Source organism: Brevundimonas sp. FV1ye28, assembly GCF_058681135.1.
The window spans coordinates 1,886,395-1,908,665 of record NZ_CM178731.1 but is presented as its reverse complement, the minus strand read 5'-3'; the positions used below and the strand labels follow the sequence as shown (position 1 = coordinate 1,908,665).

The following is a 22,271-nucleotide window of genomic DNA, read 5'->3' as shown; positions in this document are numbered from 1 at the left end:
TTGACTGAAACAGACCTTCGGCACGTCAGCGAAAGGCCAAAAATCGGCGATACGCAAAGCTGGGCCAACGGATTGGATTGTCGCTCGACACCCTTATGCCCGCCACCCGACACAGGAACTTCGCACCTGCAATATCATTGATCCCTACGGCCCGGACGATCGGGTCGGAGCACAGACATCATGAAGATCGCCCAGGTCACCCCGCTGTACGAGGCCGTTCCTCCGAAGCTCTATGGCGGCACCGAGCGGGTGGTGGCGCATCTGACCGACGCGCTGGTCGATCTGGGGCATGATGTGACCCTGTTCGCCTCGGCCGATGCCCAGACCAAGGCGCGGCTGGTGCCGGTGCGGGATCAGGCGATCCGGCTGGATCCGGCGGCGCTGAAGTCCGATCTGGCCTCGCACATGACCATGCTGGCGGAAGTGCTGAAGCGGGCGGACGAGTTCGACGTCATCCATTTCCACACCGACATGATCCATTTCCCCTTCTTCCAGCGGATCGCGAACAAGACGCTGACGACCCTGCACGGGCGGCTGGACATGAAGGACCTGGCGGGGGTCTATGAGCGGTGGCCCGAGTTCGGCCTGGTGTCGATCTCGGACGATCAGCGCCGGCCGCTGGCCTTTGCGAACTGGAAGGCGACGGTGCATCACGGGATGCCGGCCGAACAGTATGTCTATTCGCCCAAGTCGGAGGGGTATCTGGCCTTCCTGGGGCGGATATCGCCCGAGAAGCGGCCGGACCGGGCCATCGAGATCGCGACCAAGCTGGGTCGGAAGCTGAAGATGGCGGCCAAGGTGGACGCCGCCGACAAGGTCTATTGGGAGACGAAGATCAAGCCGATGATCGAGGGCAATCCCCTGATCGAGTTCATCGGCGAGATCGGGGACCATCAGAAGTCGGAGTTCCTGGGCGGGGCCGATGCGCTCCTGTTCCCCATCGACTGGCCCGAGCCGTTCGGCCTGGTGATGATCGAGGCGATGGCGTGCGGGACGCCGGTGGTCGCCTTCCGCTGCGGGTCGACGACCGAGGTCATCGAGGACGGGGCGACGGGCTTTCTGGTGGACACGCTGGAACAGGCCGTGGCCGCCGCCGGTCGCGCGACCAGCCTGGACCGCGAGGCGATCCGGGCGCGGTTCGAACTGAGGTTCTCGGCCACGGCGATGGCGCGGCGGTATCTGGATGTCTATGGCGACCTGCTGGCCAGGAAGCCGTTCGCGGAGGTGGTGCTGGACGAGGTGGTGACGCCGATCCGGCCGCTGGAGGAGGACCGCGCCTTCGCCGTCGGGTGATCCAGGCTGAACCCTTGCCGTTGTCGAACATTAGACCGGCAAGCGGCCTGTCAGCGCCGCATTCCGGGTGGACGGTCAGGTCAACCTTCAGCCGCCTCGCGGAGATCCCATGGACGACGCCTATTCGGTCCAGACAACGGCCGCCGAGGTCAGTGACAGCGGCACGCTGGAGACGCTTCAGGCGCTGAAGGACGGCGACACCTTCCTGGTGGCGGACGGCTGGGGCGACCTGAAGGGCGGGGCGGACGGCCTGTTCGACAGGGACACGCGGCTGTTGTCGCGGTTCGTGATGACGGCGGGACTGGCGCGGCCGTCGCGGCTGAGCTCCGGGGTGTCGCGCGACAATGTCTTCTTCACCGCCCATTCGACCAACCGGCCCCTGCCGCCCATGGGCGGACGCTCGGCGCCGGCGGGAGTGCTGCATATCGAGCGCCGCCGGTTCCTGTGGGACCAGCGGATGTTCGAGCGGGTGCGGATGTCGAACCACGGCATCGAGGACGTGCTGCTGCCGCTGGCCTTCGACTTCGGGGCGGACTTCGCCGACATCTTCCAGGTGCGGGGGACGCTGCGGGACAAGCATGGAACCCTGCACACGCCGACGCACGACGGGCGGCGGGTGCAGTTCCGCTATACCGGGCTGGACGGCGTGGACCGGACCAGCTGCCTGTCGTTCTCGGAGCCGCCGGCGCGGCTGACTGGGACGCGAGCCGAGTTCATGTTCAGCCTGCCGACCGGCAAGTCGGTCGATCTCTACATCGAGTGCGGAGCAGACGCGTGCGAGGCGCCCGACGCGGCACGGTGGCGGCACAGCGCGCTGCAGGCCCGGCTTTCGATGCGGCGCCGACGACGGCGCGGGGCGTCTCTGCGGGGGCCGCGGAGCCCCCTATTCAACGCGTGGCTGGATCAGTCGCGGGCGGACATGGCGCTGTTGACAACCGACCTGCCGACCGGGCCCTATCCTTACGCGGGGACGCCGTGGTTCTCGACGCCGTTCGGGCGGGACGGGATTCTCAGCGCCTGGCAGATGCTGTGGCTCGATCCGTCTCTGGCGCGGGGGGTGCTGACCTATCTGGCGTCGCGACAGGCGACGGAGGTCTCGGCCTTCCGCGACAGCCAACCCGGCAAGATCATGCACGAGACGCGCGGCGGCGAGATGAGCGCCCTGCACGAGGTGCCGTTCGGCCTCTATTACGGCGGTGTCGACACGACTTGTCTGTTCGTCGCCCTGGCCGGCGCCTATGCGAAGCGGACCGGCGATCTGGAGCTGATCCGCGCGCTTTGGCCCAATCTGGTCGCGGCGACGGAGTGGATGCGGGACTATGGCGACAGTAACGGCGACGGGCTGATCGACTATGCGCGGGCGGCCGAGACGGGGCTGTCGAACCAGGGCTGGAAGGACTCAGAGGACTCGATCTTCCACCGCGACGGGCGGTTCCCCAAGGGGCCGATCGCGCTGTTGGAGGTGCAGGGCTATGCCTATGCGGCCTGGCTGGCGATGGCCGATCTGGCTGCGCGGCTGGGCGATGCACGGGCGCAGGCCTGGGAGGAGAAGGCCCACGAGGTCCGCTTCCTGGTCGAGGAAAAGTTTTGGATGGAGGACGAGGGCTTCTACGCCATCGCCCTGGACGGCGACGGGGAGCAGTGCCGGTCGATCGGATCGAACGCGGGCCATCTGCTGTTCACCGGCCTGCCGTCGGCGGAGCGGGCGGCGCGGGTGACGCAACGGCTGCTGTCGAGCGAGTTCCGCAGCGGCTGGGGCCTAAGGACCCTGGCCAAGGGGCAGGCTCGGTTCAATCCGATGAGCTATCACAACGGCTCGGTCTGGCCGCATGACACCTCCCTGGGGGTGGCGGGCATGGCGCGCTACGGCGAGCGGGCCGCGGTGTCGATGATCCTGGGCGAGATCTATACGGCCGCCAGCCATTTCCACATGCGGTTGCCGGAACTGTTCTGCGGCTTCGAGCGGGAGCCGGGCGAGGGGCCGATCGCCTATCCGGTCGCCTGCCTGCCCCAGGCCTGGGCGGCGGGATCGGCCTTCCTGATGATCCAGGCGGCGCTCGGCGTGGACGTCGATGCGCTGGAGGGGGTGGTGTCGGTCAACAACCCGACCCTGCCGACGGGGGTGGATCGACTGACGGTGTCGAACCTCGCCGTCGGGACCTCGCGCGTCGATCTGATCTTCGAGCGGATCGGCGAGGGAACGGTGCTGATGCCGCGCGGCAAGACCGGCGACGTGCGGGTCACGACGGTGCGCTGACCGGCCTGTCGCGGTCGCTCAGGTCCGCGCGGCTTCGGGCGCGCCGGCGTCGTCGATCCTGCCCCGCACGGCGCTGACGCGGGCGCGGCTGATCGGCAGGGGTGGACCTTCGTCCATGACCAGACGCCAGCCGCCGCCGTGCCGCTCCATGGCTCGAACCCGCTCCACGTTAGCGATTGCGGAGCGATGCGCCCGGAAGAAGCGGGGTGGAAGTTCGGCCTCGAGCCGGTCGAGGCGCGCGGCGTACAGCAGGCTGCGTCCGCCCGACAGCCTCAGCTCGACATAGTCGTCGGCGCCGATCACGGCGACGATCTGCTTCACCGAAACGCGTTCGACGCCGCGCGCCGAGGCGACGGTCAGGCAGTCGGGATGCGAGGCCGCAACGGTCAGCGCGTCCTCGCGCTTGCGGTCGTCGCGGCCGAGGCGGACGACCTCGGTCATCAGGAGCGGCAGGATGAAGGTCGCCACCAGGAGGAAGTAGGACAGGTCCACCAGCCACTCGGGAAAGGCGACGGCGATTCCCAGGAAGACGGCGAGCCAGGCCAGGGTCAGGCGCGCGGCCGGGCGGCGCCGATAGACGGCGACGATCGTCACCAGGGCGGAAACGGCGACGCCGGTCGTCAGGGCGACGCCGGTCTTGAGGTCGAAGCCGGGCGCGAAGACGCTGAGGCCGATGGCGAGCGTCGCGACGCCGATCACGGGACGGCGGGCCTTGGGCCAGAATCGCAAGACCACATAGGTGACCAGCAGGATCGAGAAGGCGGCGGCCAGGCCCCAGATGCCGACCAGCCGCCAGGCGTGGACCGGGTAGGGATAGGCGACAAGGGATCGCAGGCTTTCGAGTATGGCCTGCAGTCCCGCGACCCCGGCGATCAGGGCCAGGATCAGGCTGGAGGTCGTTCGTCGCAGGCCGTGGATCACCCCGAAGCCGAAGGCGGCGGCGAACAGGGCGCCGGCCGCGACGAAGGTCAGGGCGAGCAGGGCGGTCGACGACGGCAGCGGATAGGGCGCGACGAACAGGTCGCCCACAGGGTGATCCAAACGCAAGGCCCCGTGGAAGGACGACATGCGGACGACCACGACATTGTCCTGTGCCCGCCAGGCGGTGTCGGGGATCGGGAAGGCGATCTGGAAACGACCCGGCGTTTCAGCCTCAGCCGAAGCCCCGGGCCGGCCGTTGGCGCCCAGACGCCGTCCGTTCAGCCAGACCTCGGACGAGGCGACGCCGCCGATGTAGAAGGCCTGAGGCCCGTCGCCGGACGGGCGGGACAGGGCCGAACGCAGCCAGAGTTCGCGGCCCTGAGGATCGATGACGCCGCTGAGCGGGCGACAGTCGCGCAAGGTCGGGCCGTCGGCGCTCATCGTGCCGGAACAGGTCTCCCACGCCGACGAGGGTTGCCAAGGCTGGGTCCGCCCTTCGGTCGGCGACCAGGCCACAAGCCAAGCGATGATCAGGATTCGCCACATGGCGAGACTGTACCGTGCCGTTCACCGGAGCGCGCCACCGTTCGCCGATCCAGCGGCGCCGTTCGCCGAGCCGGTCGGACAGGCCGTGCGAAGCCGGGCAAGGTGAAGCCATGAAACACCTATACCTGAGCCGTCGATCGCTTCTCGCCGCCGCGAGCCTGGCCGTTCCCGCCCTGACCCTGCCTCGCGCGGCGTGGGCCCAGGAAACCTTGCCCGCCGGGCCGTTCCGCTTCACCGCCCGCAGCGGACAGGAGGTCGAAGCCGTGCGCGGCTATTTCGACGTGCCGGAGGATCGCAACGACCCGAGGTCGCGGTGGATCCGGCTGGGCTATGTGAAGTTCGCCTCGACCGCGGCGCGGCCCGGACCGCCCATCGTCTATCTGGCGGGCGGCCCCGGAGGCGAGGCCACAGGGGCGGCGACCGGGCCGCGCTTTCCGATCTTCATGGCGCTGCGCGAGGTGGCGGACGTCATCGCCTTCGACCAGCGGGGAACGGGGTTGTCGAACGCCATCCCCGCGCGGCCCGCGCCGGTCGGACCCTGGCCCGCCCTGACCCGCGAAGGCCTGACCGATCGTCTCGGCGCCGAGTTCACCCAAGCCTGGGCGGACTGGACCCGCGCCGGTGTGGCCATGACCGGATACACCACCGAACAGAGCGCAGACGACGTGGAAGACCTGCGGCGTCACCTGGGCGCCGAGGCGATCAACCTGTGGGGCATCAGCTATGGCTCGCATCTGGCACTGTCGATCCTGAAGCGGCACGGCGACCGGATCGGTCGGGTGGCCCTGGCCAGCCTGGAAGGGCAGGACCAGACGGTGAAACGGCCGGCGTGCAACGACGCCTATCTGGCGAGGGTGGACCGGTTGCTGGACGCCGACCCGGTCGCGCGGGCGGCGGTGCCGGATCTGCCTGCCCTGATGCGGCGCGTGCACGAGCGGTTGGAGGCCGAGCCGGCGACCCTGACCCTGCCGGGCGAAGGTGGGCCGGTCGATCTGAAGCTGGGCGCGTTCGGGGTGCAGTATCTGGCGGGGGGACTGATCGCCAATCCGCCGACGCTGTCCCTGCTGCCGGGCCTGTATCGTGCGCTAGACGCGGGCGACACCTCGGGCATGGCGCGCTTCTTCGGTGACCCGGCCGGCTTGTTCAGCGTGAGGGGGATGCCGGTGGCCATGGATCTGGCGTCGGGGATTTCGCCGGCGCGGCTGGCCCTGGTGGAGCGGGAGGCGCGGACGGCGGTGCTGGGCGACGCGCTGAACTTCCCCATGCCGCATCTGCTGGGTGCCATACCGGGCTTCGGTCTAGACGAGGGCTTCCGTGCGCCGCTGGAGACAAGGGTTCCGGCCCTGCTGGTATCGGGGACGCTGGACGGCCGCACGGTGCTGGAGGAACAGGACGAGGTGGCCGAGCAGTTCAGCGTGAAGTCGCGGGTGATCGTCGAGAACGCCGGCCACAATGTCTGGGAATCCCATCCCGAGGTGCAGTCGATGCTCGTGCGGTTCTTCGCAGGTGAGGCTGTGGGAGACCGGCAGCTGAGCCTGGCTGCGCCGACGTTCGCGGTGGCTTAGGACGTCGCTCGCATGCGTGCCCAGACGACCGTGGCCACGCTGGTCGCGATCATGGCGGCGAAGATCCAGTCCCATGCGCCGTCCGTCAGCAGGGCTCCGACCAGACCGGTCAGGCTGAGAACGGCGAGCAGCAGCGGCCAGCGAAAAATGATCCAGAGGGTGTGGTGGCTGTTCATCGGCGCGGCTTCTTCTTCGCCAGCCATAGATAGAGGCCGGAGCCGAGGAGCACGATCGTCGCGAGGTCCAGCAGGGCCCAGAGGATCTTCAGCGCCAACCCGCCGTAGTCGCCGAAGTGGAGCGGCTGGGACAGGCTGAGGGTCTTCACATACCAGGGCATGGGGGCGACGGCCGCCAGTTCGCCGGTACGGATGTCGATCAGGGCCGGGGTGATCATATGCGTCGTCAGCGGCGTGTCGCCGTGGAAGAAGACCGCATAGTGGTGGTCGGTCGTGTATTCCGTGCCGGGGAAGGCGACGAACTGAAGCTGCATGCCGGGCAGGGCCAGCTTCGCGCGCTCGACGGCGGCGTCCAGAGAGGCGCGCTCCGACGGGGGCGCAGGCACCGCGTGGGCGGCGGCGAGCTCGGCGAGCGCATCCTGCTTCCAGACGGCGAGGATGGGTGTGGCCAGGGTGTTGACGATGCCGGTCACCCCGACGACCAGAAGCCAGGCGACGGTGACCGCGCCCAAGAGGTTGTGCCAGTCGAGCCAGCGGGTACGGGCGGCCTTCTCGACGCGCAAGGTCCCGAACGGCAGGCGGCGCATGAAGGGGGCGTAGAGGACGACGCCCGACACCACCGCCACCACCAGCATCAGACCCATCAGTCCCAGGAACAGCATGCCGGGCAGACCCAGGAACATGTCGGTGTGAAGCTGGAGAATGAACTCCATCACCGGGTGGCCGGAGACGAGGGGGGCGGGGTCGCCGGAGGTCTGGTCGATCGGCTGGAAATTATAGGCGGTCGAGCCGGGCGGCGCCGAGGTGACGTTCACCACCGGCCGGTCCTCGTCGAAGCTCATGAAGGCGGGGACGTCGCCGGGGTGGCGGGCGAGCGCCGTGGTCAGGACCTGGTCGAGGTCGAGTTTCGGGCCGTCCGGGCTTGCCGCCTGCCAGGGGTCCTGGAGAAGGAGCTCGTCGATCTCATGGGAGAAGACCAGCGGCAGGCCCGTGACGCACAGCATCAACAGGAAGAGCGTGGAAACCAGGCTCGACCATTTGTGCGTCCAGGACCAGGCGCGGATCGTCGACGGCTTCACCGGGTCTAGAACTCCGCCGAGATCGAGACCGACAGGGTGCGCGGGGCGCCGAGCGACAGATAGTTGGTGCCCGGATAGCCGCCGACGGCGACCCATTGATCCTCATCGGCGATGTTCTCGACGCGGGCGCGGGCGGTGAGCTCGCGGCCCGAGACCGCGAAGGCGTAACGGACGCCGGCATCGAACCGGGTCCAGCTGTCGAGCTGAACCGTGTTCAGTGCGTCGACCTCCTGCTCGCCCGTATAGACGGCGCGGCCTTCCAGGGTCAGGCCGGCGAACTGCGGCACGTCCCACTCGACATTGAGGTTGCCCTGAAGCTCGGGCGCGCCGATCGGGGTCTTGCCGGACAGGGCGGCGGTGGCCGTGTCGGTCAGCTCGGCGTCGAGATAGGTCCAGCCGCCCAGCAGGCGCAGGCCCTCGCGCGGCTCGCCGAAGAAGGCGATCTCGACACCCTGGTTGCGCTGTTCGCCGTTGGCGCCGAAGCGGTTGTTCTCGATGAAGGCGCTCTGCTGGGTGGTGCGGAACAGGCTGACCGAGCCGCCGAAGCGACCCACGTCATACTTCATGCCGACCTCGACCTGCTCGCCCGTGAAGGGTTCCAAGACCTCGCCGGGGTTGGTGATCTGGGTGCCGCCGGGGGTGTTGAGCGGGGCCGTCTGGCCGGGGATCAGGGCCTCGACATAGTTGGCGTAGAGCGAGATCTGGGGCGTCGCCTTGTAGACCACGGCCAGGGCCGGGGTGACGGCGTCGCTGGTGTATTCGGTCAGCAGGGCGCCGGTGTTGTAGTCGAAGGCCTGGGTCTCGATCTCCTGATAGCGGGCGCCGAGGGTGACCAGGAGGCGGCCGTCCATGAAGCCGAGCATGTCGGCGAAGGCCAGGCTGGCGTAGTCGACGCGGCCCACTTCGCGCGGGTCCGACAGGACGCCGCCGACGAAGAAGTCGGCGGCCGGCGGGGCGACGAAGACCGGATCGGTCAGGGTCGAGGCGAAGCCGGCGAAGTTCGAGAAGGCATAGGCGTTCTTCTCGCGCGACTGGACCATCGACGCCGAGGCGACGATGCGGTGATCGATCGCGCCGGTGGTCAGCTCGGCGCGGATGCCGACGTCGCCGGACCAGACGTCGTCCTCCCGCGCGTTGTCGAAGCGGTAGGCCGAGGTCACGCCATTGGGCTGGGCTGTCGGGTTGGCCAGACGGTTGGCCTCCTCGCCGTGACGACCGCCGACGGCGGCCCAGGCGGTGACGGTGTCGCTGAAGTCGAACTCGCCACGGGCGACGCCGAACAGCTGGGTCTCGTCGGTATAGGTCCAGGGCTGGGCGAAGTTCTTCGACGCGTCCGGGGCGGCGGGGACGGCGCCGGTCGGGGTCACGGTCGGGCGCGGGGCGTCGATGCGCTGGTCCTGATAGCCGAAATCGGCCGAGAAGCGGGCGCGGTCGCCGCGACGATCGATCCCCAGGCCGATGACGTCCAGGTGGCGTTCCTGATCCTCGATGGAGCTCTCGCCCGAGCGGCGGGCGGCGTTGAGACGAAGGCCGTATTCACCGTCCGCGCCGAAGCGGCGGGCGACGTCGGCCGCGACATACCATTCGCCGCCCCCTTCGAGGCCGACCGTGCCGCGCGTCAGGGGCTGATCGCCCGCGCGCTTTGGCGTCAGGTTGATGCTGCCGCCGATGGCCGAACCGCCGGGGGCCGCGCCGTTCAGGAAGGCCGTCGCGCCGTGGAAGACCTCGACCCGCTCCAGGAACTCGGCGGCCACGAACTGACGCGGCAGGATGCCGTAGAGACCGTTGTAGGTCATGTCGTCCGAATAGATCGGGAAGCCGCGCAGGATGTAGAGCTCCTGGAAGTTGCCGAAGCCCTTGGAGACGCGCACGGCCGGGTCGTTCTGGAGCACGTCGGCGACGCTGCGGGCCTGCTGGTTGCGGGCCAGTTCCTCGGTGTAGGCGGTGACGGCGAAGGGGGTGTCGAGCTGACCCAGGGTGCCGAACAGGCCGACCCGCGCGCCCCGCGCCACCTGGCCGCCGGCATAGGGGGCGGCGATGCGGACCTGTGAGCCGGTGACCACGACCTCGTCCAGCCGATCGGCCTGGGTCTGGTTCGCGGTCTGGGCTTGGGCGGCGCCGGCGATCAGGCAGAGGGCGGTGGTGGAGAGGGCGAGGGTACGGAACATCAAAAGCGACCTGTGAATGAGAACCGGTCGCATATAGGTTTGTGCGCTTGCGAACAAGCGGCGCTTTGTCGCCGTTCGCCAACCCTGGCGGCGGTCGGACCCAGGGATCGTCGGTCTGCTCGCGTCGGCGGGCGCGGGAGGCGAAACCCACCGTCTTGAACCCGGAGCAAAAAAAGGGGCGGCTCCGTGTGGAGCCGCCCCAGTTGCGTCAACTCATGGAGCCCTAGAAGGGGCGGTAGTTCAGGCCGATGAAGAAGCGGCGGCCGTAAGGGTCGAAGTTGGAATAGAGGGTGGTGCCCAGATAGGGCGCCTGCTCCGCGTCGAACGCGTTCACCACGCCCGCACGGACCGACAGATCCTCGCGGACATTGTAGCGCACGGTGAAGTCGTGGCGGGTGAAGGTATCGGTATCCAGCTCCGACACCAGGCGGGCGTCGGCGTTGTTCACGAAGTCGCGGCGTTCAGTGATGTCCTGGGCGGCCTGCCAGTCAGCCGTCCAGTTCACGCTCCAGATTTCGTTGGGCGTGTAGGTCAGCGACGAGCTGAAGCGCACACGCGGGTATTGCAGACCCGAAGCCAGGTCCGTGAAATCGGAAGCGTCATCGGCGTTGAGGAACTCGTTCTGTTCGATCAACCAGGAACCCGAGAGCGAGTAGTCGATCTGGCCCAGGTTGCGGCCCGTCATCTCTTCCAGGTCCATCAGATAGCGGCCGGTGAAGTCCAGACCGCGCGTCTCGAGCGCCGCGTAGTTGATCGAGCCTTCAATGAAGCCGCCGATCGGATCGTTGACGGGCGCGCCGATGCCGAACGGGATGTCCGGGTTGTTGCGGAAGATGGTGGAACAGGCCGCTGCGTTCAGCGATTCGCCGCTGACGCAGTTGGCTGCCGCCGTCGCCGCAGAGACCGAGGCGATCACCTGGTCGATCCGGATCTCGTAATAGTCGAGCACCAGCGAGAAGTTCGGGATGAAGCGCGGACGCAGCACCGTCGAGAAGGTGAAGCTGTCGGATTCTTCCGGCTGCAGGTTGGGGTTGCCGCCTGAGACGCCCGCAATGCCCGAGGTGTAGTTCGGACGGAAGTCGTCGGTGTTGGTGGCGGTGGCGCCGGCGAAGTCGAAGTTGAGGCCGGCAGCCTGGGCCAGGGTGGTGCAGTTGGCGATCCGGTTTGCACGGATGTCGGCCTCGTTGACCGCGGCGATGTTCACCGTGGAGCAGGGATCGACGACATCGTTCAGGAAGGTCTGGCTGTTCGGAGCGAAGTTCTCCGCCAGGTCAGGCACCCGGACCGAGGTGTTGTAGCTGGTCTTGAACGCGATGTCGGGGATCGGGCGGTAGACCAGGTTGACGCCATAGACGTCCACGTTGCCGACGGTCGAGTAGTCGGCATAGCGATACGAGCCGCTGAGTTCGGCATATTCGCCCAGCACGCTGTCGCGGAACAGGGGCACCGAGACCTCGGCGAAGACTTCTTCCGACGTGTATTCCGCCTCGGGGAAGTCCGGACCCGTGTTCAGGAACAGCAGCGGACGACCGGCGGTGTCACGATCGCGACCCACGGCCGAGGTCGCCTCGCGGCGATATTCGGCGCCCAGGGCCACGCCCAGGGGACCGGCGCCCCAGAAGTCCCACAACTGGCCGGACACCGACGCGATCGCCTGTTCCTGTTCGTTGCGTTCCTTCACGCCGATGACGGCGTCGACATAGGCCAGGGCCTCGGCCGTCTGGTTGCCCTTGCCGAAGACGTTCAGCGGGACGCACTGGTTGATCGAGTCGCGGCCGTACTGAGTGTCGCGCAGATCGCCGGGGCCGGCAGGGCCCTGGTCGAGGGCGCCGTTGGGCACGCCCTGCTTGTTCAGGACCTGGACGCGGCAGACGACCTCGCCGGGGCGGCCGTTGACGATGCCGGCGGTGTCGACGATGGCGTCGGCCGCAAGGGCGAAGCGCTGGGAATCCACGCCGCGTTCGCGGTTTTCGACCTCCACCTCGCCGTAGGTGTAGCCGATGTCCCAGTCGAGGTTGTTCACGAACCAGAGGCTGTCACGCGAGCCGCGCAGGCCCACGACATAACGTTGCAGCTCGCGCGTGTTCTCCTGGGTCCGGTCGGGGCCGAACAGGCTGTGGCGAGCCAAGGGCGCGTTGACCGCGCCGAGGGCGGCGCCCGGAGCCGTATCCGTCGGAGCCGAATAGGCGATCAGCTGGTTGTTGCGGATCGCGTCCTTGACGTTCTGCGGCAGGAAGGCGTTGTCCGTCCAGCGCAGGTCGAAGTTGGCGACGCTGTAGATCGGGTTGGCCGAGCTCGCTCCGTAGGAGTCGACCAGATCGATGTCGAAGAAGGTCGGCTGGCTGAGGTCGAAGGTCTCTTCGGTGATGTACTTCGCTTCGCCGTAGAGCTCGATGTCATCGGTGACCTGGAAGGTCGAGCCGATCTGGTAGCGTTGCGCTTCCGAACGGGGCACGCGCGAGCCGGTCGAGAACTCGGCCGGGTTCTCGCCGTCACCGTCACCGAGGTTGTAAGGGCGGTTGTTGCCGGTATTGCCGACGCGAGTGCCGAAGTTGGCCGGACGGGCGGTGGTGCCGTCGTACCAGAAGGTCTTGCCCGGCGTGACGCCGTAGCAGTTCGGGCTGTAGCTGAACGAACCGATGCCGCTGAAGCTGCAGTCCTCGAAGGGGACGTCCGGGTCGCTGGTCGGGCTGGGCTGCTGAGCGTTGGCGAGGGTCGTCTGGCCCCAGCGCGGCAGGTCCATGCGGCGGACGCCCCTGAACAGGCGGGCATCGGTGATGCCATCGAACTGGTTCGTGGTCGGATCGGCATCCGTGCCGATGCGGACCGGCGCGTCACGCAGCCAGTCGATGTCGAGCGAGGTGACTTCGTCGACCTTCTCGTATTCGCCGTGGGCGTAGACGTTCAGTCGACCGTCGAAGAAGTTGTGGCCGATCAGGGCCGAGATGCGCTGGTTGGCCTCACCATTCTGGTTGATCATGCCGTAGTTGGCGTCGATCTCCAGGCCCTCGAAATCCTTGCGAAGGATGAAGTTGAGCACGCCGGATACGGCGTCCGCGCCATAGACGGACGAGGCGCCCCCGGTGACGATTTCGATGTTCTCGATCAGCAGGCGAGGGATGGTGTCGACGTCGACCGAAAGCTGACCGCCCGACGAGCCGACGTGGCGGCGACCATCGACCAGGGTCAGGGTCCGGTTGGAGCCGAGCGAGCGCAGGTTGGGCAACGACAGCCCGCCGTCGCCGAGGCCGGTGCCCGTGGTGTCCGACGGTACGACCGAATTGGACAGGGCCGGGATGGTGGCCAGGTAGTCGATGACGGTCGTCTGGCCGGTCGACAGCAGATCCTCGCGCGCGACCTGAATCAGGGGCGTCGGGGCATTCGTCGCATCACGCCGGATCCGCGAACCGGTGACGACGATTTCGTCGAGCTGGGCAGTGTCATCCTGGGCGGCCAAGGACACCGGAGCCGTGGCCAGAGGCTCCTGGCTCGAGGTCGACGTCGGAGGCGTCGCTGCGGGCGGGGTTTGGGCGAACGCCGGGGCGGCGATGATAAGGGCAGTCGATAGGACCGAAGTAGCAAGTAGACGGTTGCGCAAAACGGACATGGATCACTTTCGAATGACGGGCGTGTAAAGGATCGCGCCAAGAGCCGCTCTCAAGTAATCAGGTCAAGCGTGACTATAATGAAATATGGAATATAATGACGTTATCTGGTGCAGATTGAGTTGATTATTACCAAGACGAAACAAACCGTCGTTCGCGCGGAACCTTTCATCTGACCGGGTGTTTTCGTCGCCTTTTCTGTCGGAGACCGGACACTGGCCATCAGGCTCCCTCGGCATTGGGATGCGGATGACGATCGCGGCTTTATCTTGGCTTGTCGCCAAGGTTGCCTGCTTCGGGCGCCCAAGCCTCGTCGCACGCAATCGCTCCCGCACCGGACTTCGATCAGACCCGGCGACGGTCCGATCGAAGGCGCGGCGAGGTCAGCCAGATCTTCGGTAGAGCCTGATCGGCTGAGGTGGAATCGCTTCGCGGTTCCGCCGATGCCGTGAATCAGGCTCCAGGTGTTAGCGAGATCATGATCCACGCTCTCGGTTGGACCCACGCAGTGGGTCCACCTCAAACGATCATGCTCTAGGGGCGTCGATCAGCTCTGGAAGATCGGTTCGAACCCGCCCCACATCATGCGCTTGCCGTCGAACGGCATGTCCATGTCCTGCCAGGCGGGGTCGGTTTCCATGGTGGCGAAACAGGCTTCGGCGGTCGCCCTGTCGGGCCACTTCAGCCAGGAGAAGACGACGACCTCGCCCTCTTCCAGCTTCACGGCCAGGTCGAAGCCGGTGACCTTGCCGGGGGGGACATCGACGCCCCAGGTCTCGACCTGCTCGAGGGCGCCGTATTTCTGGAAGACGGGCCAGCTCTTCTCGGCCGACTTGATGTAGCGGTCCTTGTCCGCAGCCTTCACGGGGGTCAGGAAGCCGGAAACGTAAGCCATGGTCGTTCTCCTTCGGAGGGGGCTACCGCTCGCGACGCGGTCGCTCGCTGCTTGAGCCCCTGTTGGCGGGTTGGTAGGCTCGAGAGATTGGTCGGGACGTCGGGCAGGCGTCTTGTACGAAGCCGTCAGCCGGCGGCGTCGGCGGCGGCTTCCAGGGCGGCGATGTCGATCTTCTTCATCGTCATCATGGCTTCGAACGCGGCCCTGGTGCGGGCGGGGTTCGGGTCGGAATAGAACTCCAGCAGCCGCTTCGGCGTGATCTGCCAGTTGACGCCCCAGCGGTCCTTGCACCAGCCGCACTCGCTCTCCTGGCCGCCATTGCCGACGATGGCGCTCCACAGACGATCGGTCTCGGCCTGGTCGTCGGTGTGGACCATGAAGGAGACGGCCTCGGACTGTGGGAACATCGGCCCGCCGTTCAGACCGACGTAGGCGCGCCCGGCCAGGGTGAACTGGACCACCAGCTCGGAGCCGGCCTTTGACGAGGGGTTATCGGTGGGGCTGTCGAAGGCTGCGTCGACATGGCTGTCGGGCAGACCGAGCGAGACATAGAATTCGGCCGCCGGGCGAGCCTGGCCGAGGTCGTACCAGATGCAGGGCGTGATCTTGTCGGCCATGGCGTTCCCCTGCGTTTCTTGACCCAGAGGAAAGACCGATCAGGCGAGGATGTCCAGCAGGGCGCCGGCCATGTCGTCGGCGGTCCTGAGCACCGCAATGTTGGCGGAGAACTCGGCCTTGGCCTCGATCCGCTCGACCATCTCGGTCTCGAGGTTGTCCAGCGGGGCACGGGCCGTGCGCTGGGCGCTCTGTTCGAAGCGAGCGGTGGCCGCGGCGATGCCGGAGGCAGCGATGGAGGAAGCGATCATCGCGAGATCCTGAGGTTTTCGATCCGTCCCGCGATCCGGTCGAAGGCATCGGCGATCCCGGCGGAACTGCTGACAGGGTAGTAGTGCTCGTCGTCGGTGGCGCAGCGGCGCAGGACCGCCTGGGCCGTGGAATCGACCTGCACGGCGATGGTGTACACCTCGATATTCTTCGATGCCGCCTTCATGTTTCCGCACAGGTCCTCGGCGCTGGCGTTCGCATTGTCCATGCGATTGTCCATCCGCGAGCGCCGGGTCGCGGCATTGCCGGAGGTTATCCCGAGCCGGTCCTGCCAGATGTATCCCAGGCCGTTGTAGGGCGAATCGTTGGGACTGTTCGTGTCACCCAGGACATTCTCGCCGTCTGTCATGATGATGATGATCTTCTGGAGCCGCTCCTCGTTGTAGCGGCGGCCATCACCGAATGGGCCGACATCCGACAGGGTGTGCCAGCCCCACATCGCCCCCAACGGAACGTTGGTATTCCCGCTTGCGACCATCCTGCCCACCGCCTTGCGCAGCGTCTCATAGTCGTTGGTCAGCCGGATGACGGGCTCGATGTCACAGCCCTTGTTGGGGCCGAAGTCGGTGTTAAGGCCGTTGGTCCGGACGTATTTATCGACGTTCTTCACGCGTGCGAACCACTCGTCCGTGCGCTCGGCGACCGTCCTGAAGGGGTTCCGACTGTCGGATCCGGGGCGGCGATCATCGAGGTAGCTGTTGTCCTCATACTGCCAGTTGACCCAGGTCGAATGGTACCGGTAGTCCCTCCAGTCCGGCTCGTCTGGCGCAAAATAGGGAACGAACATCGTCGCCTGATTGGAGGAGGAGGAAGCGGTGTCGCGAATGTCATAGGGCTGGGCACGGGCTTCGACGCATCCGCCCCAGGTCGTGCCGAGACGGCTCAGCATCTCGAAGCGACCGACACCCTTGTCGAAGATGCCGTGGATTCCGGTTCCGCCCGTGTGATCGGCTGCGTCCGACATATAGCTCGGCCGTGAAGACGAGCCGCCCTGGCTGATCCGAACCGTCTGGGAAAACGGCACCAGAGACACCTTGATGGCGTCTTCCTCGATCGAGCGCGCGTCGGCGGCCTCCAGTCGGTTCAGAAGGTTGATCGCCGCGTCCTGCGTGTTCTTCAGCTTGTTGTCCTGACCCATCGACCCGGTGTTGTCGATCACCAGGGCGACCTCGATGCGGAGGTTGGAGCGCAGGACTTCGGAGTGGCCGCTGACGGGAATCGTGCCGGCGGTGGCGGCGCCGGTGCGGGGCAAGACGATCGCGCCGACGATCGCGTTGACATCGACCTTGGCGTCGCCGACGACGGCCCCGGTGTTCGGGTTGAGCTTGAAGGTCGTGCCGGGCTGAAGCGCGATGTCCTTGAAGGGGGCGAGGTTGGCCTGAAGCGAGGCGAGGCCGATGCGGGTGATGTTGGTGTCGTCCGTATACTGAGAACGGGCGGCGGCCAGGGTGGCGGCGTCCAGGGCGTCCTGGAGGTTGGCCTTCACGGTCGAGGCGCGGTGAATGTCGATGCCGCCGAAGGTGATCAGCAGCAGCAGCGGGATCACGAAGGCCGCGATCATGGCGACATTGCCGCGTGTGTCGGATGCGAAGCCGCGCACGACATCGCGCGCTCGCCGCATCATCCGGTTCACGATCGTCATGGCCCACCCATCCTGGCGGCGGCCCGGAGAGGATGGGCCGCAATCGACGTCGTCTAGCGCGAGACGGTTAAGGTTTCGGCCAAGGCGGGTGGTTAACGCTCGCCGAGGACACAGGCGGCCAGACCCTCGTTCCTGACCACGCGGGCGCTGGCCTGGACGCGGGAGGCGCGGCGACGGACGTAGGGGCCGGGAGAGCCCGCGTCGTAGCGGCGCGGGGAGGGCAGGATGGCGGCGATACGGGCGGCCTCGCGCGGGCTGAGGTCGGCGGCGGACTTGCCGAACCAGTGCTGGGCGGCGGCCTCTGCGCCGTAGATGCCGGGACCCATCTCGGCGACGTTCAGATAGACCTCCATGATCCGGCGCTTGGACCAGACGGTCTCGATCATCAGGGTGTAGCCGGCCTCCAAGCCTTTCCTGATCCAGTCGCGGCCGGGCCAGAGGAAGACGTTCTTGGCCGTCTGCTGCGAGATGGTGGAGCCGCCGCGGACCCGCCGGCCGCGCTCGTTGTCGGCGAGGGCCTTCTGGATGGCCTCCATGTCGAAGCCCCCGTGAGCGCAGAAGCGGGCGTCCTCGGCGGCGATCGCGGAGGCGACGAGGTTGGGCGAGATCTGGTCCAGCGAGCGCCAGCGGTAGTCGAGGCCGTTTCCGGCGATGAACTCGCGCGCCATGAGAAGGGTCAGGGGCGGCGGGGCGAGGGCGTGGATCAGGACGCCGCCGATCGGCAGGGCGGCCAGCACCAGAAGGGCGATCAGGACGGGGCGGCGCTTCTTTCGGCGCGGCGTGGGTGCTTTCTCGGTCATGGTCCCTCCCGGCCTATTGCGCGTTCACGTCCCAGAGGAAGATGACGGCGAAGGCGCCGATCACGACCAGGGCCAGTATGCCCACGGCCATGCAGCCGAAGGCCATGCGCGGCGTGCCGTCTGCCCGTCGAATTTTCATCCAGAACCCCCGTTCCCTTCGCGACGATAGGGCGTGTCGCGGGACGGTGTCGAGGCTCAGATGTCGGCGACGCCCGCCTGTCCGTCCTCATCGGCCCAGGCGACGCGGGTAGCGTCGGGGCTGAGAGCCAGGGCGACGATGGGGGCGCCCTTCTCGGCCTTGATGAAGTTGAGACCGTGCGCGGCCGGATCGGCGACCCAGACGCGGCCGTCCGCCAGACCGGCGGCGAGGGCGCCGTGCGGATTGGCGGTGGCGACGAGATTGACCAGGGTGCTGTCGTCGAAGCCGATCTCCGACGCCTCGCGGCCCATCGGACCGTTCGAGCTGTCGAAGGGCCAGAGCACGGCGCCCTGCGCGCCCGAGGTGGCCAGGAGCCGGCCCTTGTTCATGAAGCCGACGGAGCGGATCTTGGAGGGGTAGCCGCCCATCCGCATGTTCTTGGCGTCCTTCAGCCGCCAGCCGTGAAGCTGGGCGTCCTGCATCATGGTGACGACGAAGGCGCCGTCGGGCGAGAAGGCGACGCCCGTATGCGACCCGGCCCAGCCCAGTTTGGTCGGCTTCTGGTCGGCGATCCGCGCATACCAAAGCCAGGCCCCGCCATAGGTCGAGGCGGCGATGCGACGGCCCTTGGGATCGAAGGCGACACCCGAAACGGTGCGGTCGTGCGTAAAGTCGCGGCGGAAACCGGCGTCGGTGGCGTCGATGACCGACAGGGTCTTTCCGGCCGAGAAGGCGATCAGGTTCGTCTCGGACGAGGCGGCGATGGAATCGATCCACTGGCCCTTGGCGGTGGCCAGGACCCCGGCCTCGCCCTTGCGGCTCCAGATCACACGGCCGTCGTCGCCGCCGGTGACGAGGCCGTCGCCGGACGGATGGACCACGGCGCACAGGATTGCGCCGTCATGGACCGCGTCGAAAGTCCGGTCCTCGAATCGCACGGAGCCGTCGCCCAGCGCGAAGACCGCGCCGGAGCGCTCAAAATGGGCCGAGGTGACCTGGGCGTCGAAGGTGAAGGTGGGCATCTAATTCTTCCGCTCATCCCCGCGAAAGCCGGGACCCAGTTCTGTGGGCGATACTCGCCACCGATCTTTCTGTGAAATCTATCCCGCGCACTGTGCCTTAGAAAAGCACTGGGTCCCCGCTTTCGCGGGGATGAGCGGTACTATGCGGGTTCAGGCGCCGTCGTTTTGGGCCGCGCTCATCGCAACCGGCAAGATGACGATTGAACCATCTGGGCGGACATCGCAGTCCAGTTGAACCTCCAGACCAGGCTCGCAGCCCAAGTGACGGATCACGGCGTCCGGGAGCGTGACGATGCCGCCCTCTTCGATCAGTAACTCATAGCTTTCCGGTAGGGCGGTCATCATTGCATCAAGCGCCTCAGTGAGACCCGTTTCAAGCCCCGGTGCTTCTGAAGCGGGCGCGGATCACCACGCGATCTCGCGTCCGCTGTAGTCGACGAACTTGTGGACGTTGGCGCCGGCGTGGGCGGCCAGCTGGTCGGCCATGCCGGTGACGCTGGTCTCGACATCGATGTCTGCGCCCGCACCGCCCATGTCGGTCTTCACCCAGCCGGGATGGACGGACAGGACGGTCACGCCCCGATCCTTGGCGGCGGCCAGCCACAGGGAGCGGGCGAAGCCGTTCTGGGCGGTCTTGGTGGCGCGGTAGACCTCCATGCCGCCGGTGTTCTCGGCGATCGACCCCATGATGCTGGACATCAGGGCCAGGACGCCGGTCTGTTCGCGGACATGGCCGGCCAGGGCGTGGGCCAGGCGGATGGGGCCGAAGACGTTGGTCTGCATGACGGCGTTGAGCTCGTCGGCGGTGGCCTCGGTCACGCTCTTCGGACCCGAGACGCCGGCGTTGACGAAGACCACGTCGAGGTCCTTGGGCAGGTCGGCGGCCAGGCGCGCGATGTCGGCGTCGGAGGTCACGTCGGCATGATGGATCGTCAGTCGTTCGGCGCCGGGCAGGGACTTGAGCGCCGGCTCGTCCTCGACCTTGCGGACCGTGGCGATGACGTCGAAGCCGCGCTTCAGATGTTCGGCGACGAGACCGAGGCCGAGCCCGCGCGAGGCACCGACGATGAGGATGGATTGGGTCATTCTAGTCTCTCTCGTTCAGGCAGCGCAGGATTCGAAGCCGGCCTTCAGCGCCGCTTCGTCGAGGTCGCGGCCGATGAAGACGGCGCGGGACCAGCGGTGTTCGGCGGCGCCCCATTCGCGTTGCAGGTCGCCCTCGAGGATCATGTGGACGGCCTGGAAGACGAGGCGCTTGTCCTCGCCCTCGACATTGATGATGCCCTTGGCGCGCAGGATGTTCTGGCCCTGCTCGCCGAGCAGCTTGTCGAGCCACTGAGTGAACTTCACACCGTTCATCGGGCGGTCGAGCGACAGGGAGATGCCCTTGATGTCGTCGGCATGATTGTGCCCGCGCGGACCGTGGCCGGACGTCGAAACACCGTCCGAACCGTCCGAAGCGTGCGCTCCGTCCGCATGGCCGTGCCGGTGATTCGCATGATCGTGGTCATGATCGTGCCCGTGGTGATCGTGATCGTGGCCACAGTGTTCGTCGTGGACGTGGCCGGCCTCGCCGTGGGCCGGATTGGCGAACTCCGGATTGATGTCGAGGATGCGTTCGAGGTCGAAACCGTGCAGGCCCAGGACCTGATCCAGCGGCACGTTGGCCCGCATCGCCCGAGTGATGGGGGCGAGCGGGTTCAGCTTCCTCAGGCGCTGTTCGACCGCGACCAGTTCGGCCTCGGAGGCCAGGTCGGTCTTGTTGAGGATGATGCGGTCGGCGAAGGCGACCTGTTCGCGGGCCTCTTTCGAGTCGTCCAGCCGGGCCATGACGTGTTTGGCGTCGACCAGGGCGGTGACGCTGTCGAGCGTGGTCTTGGACTTGACGTCCTCGTCGACGAAGAAGGTCTGGGCGACCGGGCCGGGGTCGGCGAGGCCGGTGGTCTCGACGATGATGGCGTCGAAGGCGGGAGCGCCCGGTTTCTGGCGCTTCATCAGGCCGGCGACGACGCGGATCAGGTCGCCGCGCACCGTGCAGCAGACGCAGCCGTTGTTCATCTCGAACACATCCTCGTCGGCGCCCACCACGAGATCATTGTCGATGCCGATCTCGCCGAACTCGTTGACGATGACGGCGTAACGCTTGCCGTGGTCCTCGGTCAGGATGCGGTTGAGCAGGGTGGTCTTGCCCGCGCCGAGATAGCCGGTGAGGACGGTGACGGGGATCTTGGAGGAGGTCGTGTCGGTCATGGCGAGGTAGATGGTCTCTGGTTCGTCAGAATGAAACCCTCTCCCGCCGGGAGAGGGAGATCAGCAGGTCGGGCAATCGGGCATCACGTCGGTTTCGAGCTGAAGCGTCGTGTGGGCGATCTTGAACCGAGTCCTGGCTAGGGCCTGTGCCTCCATCAGCAATGCACGCGGGTCGCCGCGGTCGTGGACCAGGTGGGCGGTCAGGGCGGTGGTCGTGGTCGACAGGTTCCAGACGTGCAGGTCGTGGACGGCCGAGACGCCGGGCAGGGCGGACAGAGCCTCGCCCACCGCCGAGACATCGACCGAGCCGGGGGCGGCGTCCATGGCCAGACCAACCGAATCCTTCAGCAGGCCCCAGGTGCCCAGCAGGATCACGGCGACGATGACGATGGAGACGATCGGATCGAGGATCGACCAGCCGCTGAACATGATGATCGCGCCCGAGATGACCACGCCGATCGACACGCCTGCGTCCGCCATCATGTGCAGGTAGGCGCCGCGTGCGTTCAGGTCCGAATGCTGGTCGCGCATGAACAGCAGCGCCGTGCCCAGGTTGATGACGAAGCCGATGCCGGCGACGATCATGACGACGCCGGACTGGACCGGGGCGGGATCGGTCAGGCGCTGGACGGCCTCGAAGGCGATGGCTCCGCACGCGAAGATGAGCAGCAGGGCGTTGGCCAGGGCCGCGAGGATGGTCGCCTTGCCGAAGCCGTAGGTCAGTTGTTTGCCTGCCGCACGACGGGCCAAGACAGCGGCGCCGCCGGCCATCGCGAGGCCGAGGACGTCGGACAGATTGTGGCCGGCGTCGGCGAGCAGGGCGGTCGAGCCTGAGTAGAGACCGGCGCCGAACTCGCAGGCGACGAAGGCGAGGTTGACGATCAGCCCGACCAGATAGCGCCAGTCGCCGGTGTCGACCGGGCCGTGGGCGTGGCCGTGGTGCCCGTGGGAATGACCATGGCCATGCGAATGGTCGTGACCGTGGTGGTCATGATCGTGGTGCGCGTGGTCGTGAGAGGCCATGCCGC

At 67.2% G+C, this 22,271-nt stretch carries 19 protein-coding genes; 3 read left to right on the top strand and 16 right to left on the bottom strand.

Annotated elements, in window-relative coordinates:
• Nucleotides 1-180: 180 nt before the first annotated feature.
• On the top strand, nt 181-1,293 hold the full coding sequence (locus tag ACW171_RS09370; RefSeq protein WP_492092907.1) for a glycosyltransferase family 4 protein: 1,113 nt from the start codon (nt 181-183) through the stop codon (nt 1,291-1,293).
• Between the two features lie 109 nt (nt 1,294-1,402).
• Nucleotides 1,403-3,550 (top strand): amylo-alpha-1,6-glucosidase, encoded by a 2,148-nt coding sequence (locus ACW171_RS09365; protein ID WP_492092906.1) that lies wholly within the window; start codon nt 1,403-1,405, stop codon nt 3,548-3,550.
• 18 nt (nt 3,551-3,568) lie between these two features.
• On the opposite strand, the gene ACW171_RS09360 is transcribed toward ACW171_RS09365, so the two are convergent.
• Complete coding sequence (locus ACW171_RS09360) at nt 3,569-4,912, bottom strand: LytTR family transcriptional regulator DNA-binding domain-containing protein (RefSeq protein ID WP_492092905.1); 1,344 nt, start codon at nt 4,910-4,912, stop codon at nt 3,569-3,571.
• Nucleotides 4,913-5,127: 215 nt separating this feature from the next.
• Between ACW171_RS09360 and ACW171_RS09355 the strand changes: the two genes are divergently transcribed.
• The gene (locus tag ACW171_RS09355; RefSeq protein WP_492092904.1) at nt 5,128-6,582 is read left to right on the top strand and encodes an alpha/beta fold hydrolase; all 1,455 of its coding nucleotides are present in this window, start codon (nt 5,128-5,130) and stop codon (nt 6,580-6,582) included.
• On the opposite strand, the gene ACW171_RS09350 is transcribed toward ACW171_RS09355, so the two are convergent.
• The 15 genes from ACW171_RS09350 to ACW171_RS09280 form a co-directional block, all read right to left on the bottom strand.
• Nucleotides 6,579-6,758, bottom strand: a complete 180-nt coding sequence (locus tag ACW171_RS09350; protein WP_492092903.1) for a hypothetical protein — start codon at nt 6,756-6,758, stop codon at nt 6,579-6,581. The two genes, ACW171_RS09355 and ACW171_RS09350, sit on opposite strands and share 4 nt — an antisense overlap.
• Nucleotides 6,755-7,837 carry a PepSY-associated TM helix domain-containing protein gene (locus ACW171_RS09345; protein WP_492092902.1) on the bottom strand — a complete coding sequence of 361 codons (1,083 nt, stop codon included), beginning with the start codon at nt 7,835-7,837 and terminating at the stop codon, nt 6,755-6,757. Before ACW171_RS09345 ends, ACW171_RS09350 begins: the two co-directional genes overlap by 4 nt.
• A gap of 5 nt (nt 7,838-7,842) precedes the next feature.
• A complete protein-coding gene (locus ACW171_RS09340; protein ID WP_492092901.1) occupies nt 7,843-10,005 on the bottom strand; it encodes a TonB-dependent receptor in 2,163 nt (720 codons plus the stop codon).
• A gap of 223 nt (nt 10,006-10,228) precedes the next feature.
• On the bottom strand, nt 10,229-13,468 hold the full coding sequence (locus ACW171_RS09335; protein ID WP_492096611.1) for a TonB-dependent receptor domain-containing protein: 3,240 nt from the start codon (nt 13,466-13,468) through the stop codon (nt 10,229-10,231).
• 689 nt (nt 13,469-14,157) lie between these two features.
• Complete coding sequence (locus tag ACW171_RS09330) at nt 14,158-14,505, bottom strand: DUF1428 domain-containing protein (protein WP_492092900.1); 348 nt, start codon at nt 14,503-14,505, stop codon at nt 14,158-14,160.
• Nucleotides 14,506-14,630: 125 nt separating this feature from the next.
• Nucleotides 14,631-15,122 (bottom strand): VOC family protein, encoded by a 492-nt coding sequence (locus ACW171_RS09325; protein WP_492092899.1) that lies wholly within the window; start codon nt 15,120-15,122, stop codon nt 14,631-14,633.
• A gap of 39 nt (nt 15,123-15,161) precedes the next feature.
• Nucleotides 15,162-15,371 (bottom strand): flagellar basal body rod C-terminal domain-containing protein, encoded by a 210-nt coding sequence (locus tag ACW171_RS09320; protein WP_492092898.1) that lies wholly within the window; start codon nt 15,369-15,371, stop codon nt 15,162-15,164.
• Nucleotides 15,368-17,032: a TadE/TadG family type IV pilus assembly protein gene (locus ACW171_RS09315; protein ID WP_492092897.1), complete on the bottom strand. Its 1,665-nt coding sequence runs from the start codon at nt 17,030-17,032 to the stop codon at nt 15,368-15,370. The genes ACW171_RS09320 and ACW171_RS09315 overlap by 4 nt, the downstream gene beginning before the upstream one ends.
• Nucleotides 17,033-17,124: 92 nt before the next feature.
• On the bottom strand, nt 17,125-17,832 hold the full coding sequence (gene mtgA / locus ACW171_RS09310; RefSeq protein ID WP_492092896.1) for a monofunctional biosynthetic peptidoglycan transglycosylase: 708 nt from the start codon (nt 17,830-17,832) through the stop codon (nt 17,125-17,127).
• A 13-nt stretch (nt 17,833-17,845) separates the two neighbouring features.
• Nucleotides 17,846-17,971, bottom strand: coding sequence for a hypothetical protein (locus tag ACW171_RS09305; RefSeq protein ID WP_492092895.1), 126 nt, complete (start codon nt 17,969-17,971; stop codon nt 17,846-17,848).
• Between the two features lie 56 nt (nt 17,972-18,027).
• Nucleotides 18,028-18,993, bottom strand: coding sequence for a WD40 repeat domain-containing protein (locus tag ACW171_RS09300; protein WP_492092894.1), 966 nt, complete (start codon nt 18,991-18,993; stop codon nt 18,028-18,030).
• A 150-nt stretch (nt 18,994-19,143) separates the two neighbouring features.
• Nucleotides 19,144-19,335 (bottom strand): AbrB/MazE/SpoVT family DNA-binding domain-containing protein, encoded by a 192-nt coding sequence (locus ACW171_RS09295; protein ID WP_492092893.1) that lies wholly within the window; start codon nt 19,333-19,335, stop codon nt 19,144-19,146.
• A 63-nt stretch (nt 19,336-19,398) separates the two neighbouring features.
• Nucleotides 19,399-20,079, bottom strand: coding sequence for an SDR family NAD(P)-dependent oxidoreductase (locus ACW171_RS09290; protein ID WP_492092892.1), 681 nt, complete (start codon nt 20,077-20,079; stop codon nt 19,399-19,401).
• 15 nt (nt 20,080-20,094) lie between these two features.
• Entirely contained in the window at nt 20,095-21,243 is a 1,149-nt protein-coding gene (locus ACW171_RS09285) for a CobW family GTP-binding protein (protein ID WP_492092891.1), read from the bottom strand.
• Between the two features lie 60 nt (nt 21,244-21,303).
• Nucleotides 21,304-22,266: a cation diffusion facilitator family transporter gene (locus ACW171_RS09280; protein WP_492092890.1), complete on the bottom strand. Its 963-nt coding sequence runs from the start codon at nt 22,264-22,266 to the stop codon at nt 21,304-21,306.
• Between the last annotated feature and the right edge of the window lie 5 nt (nt 22,267-22,271).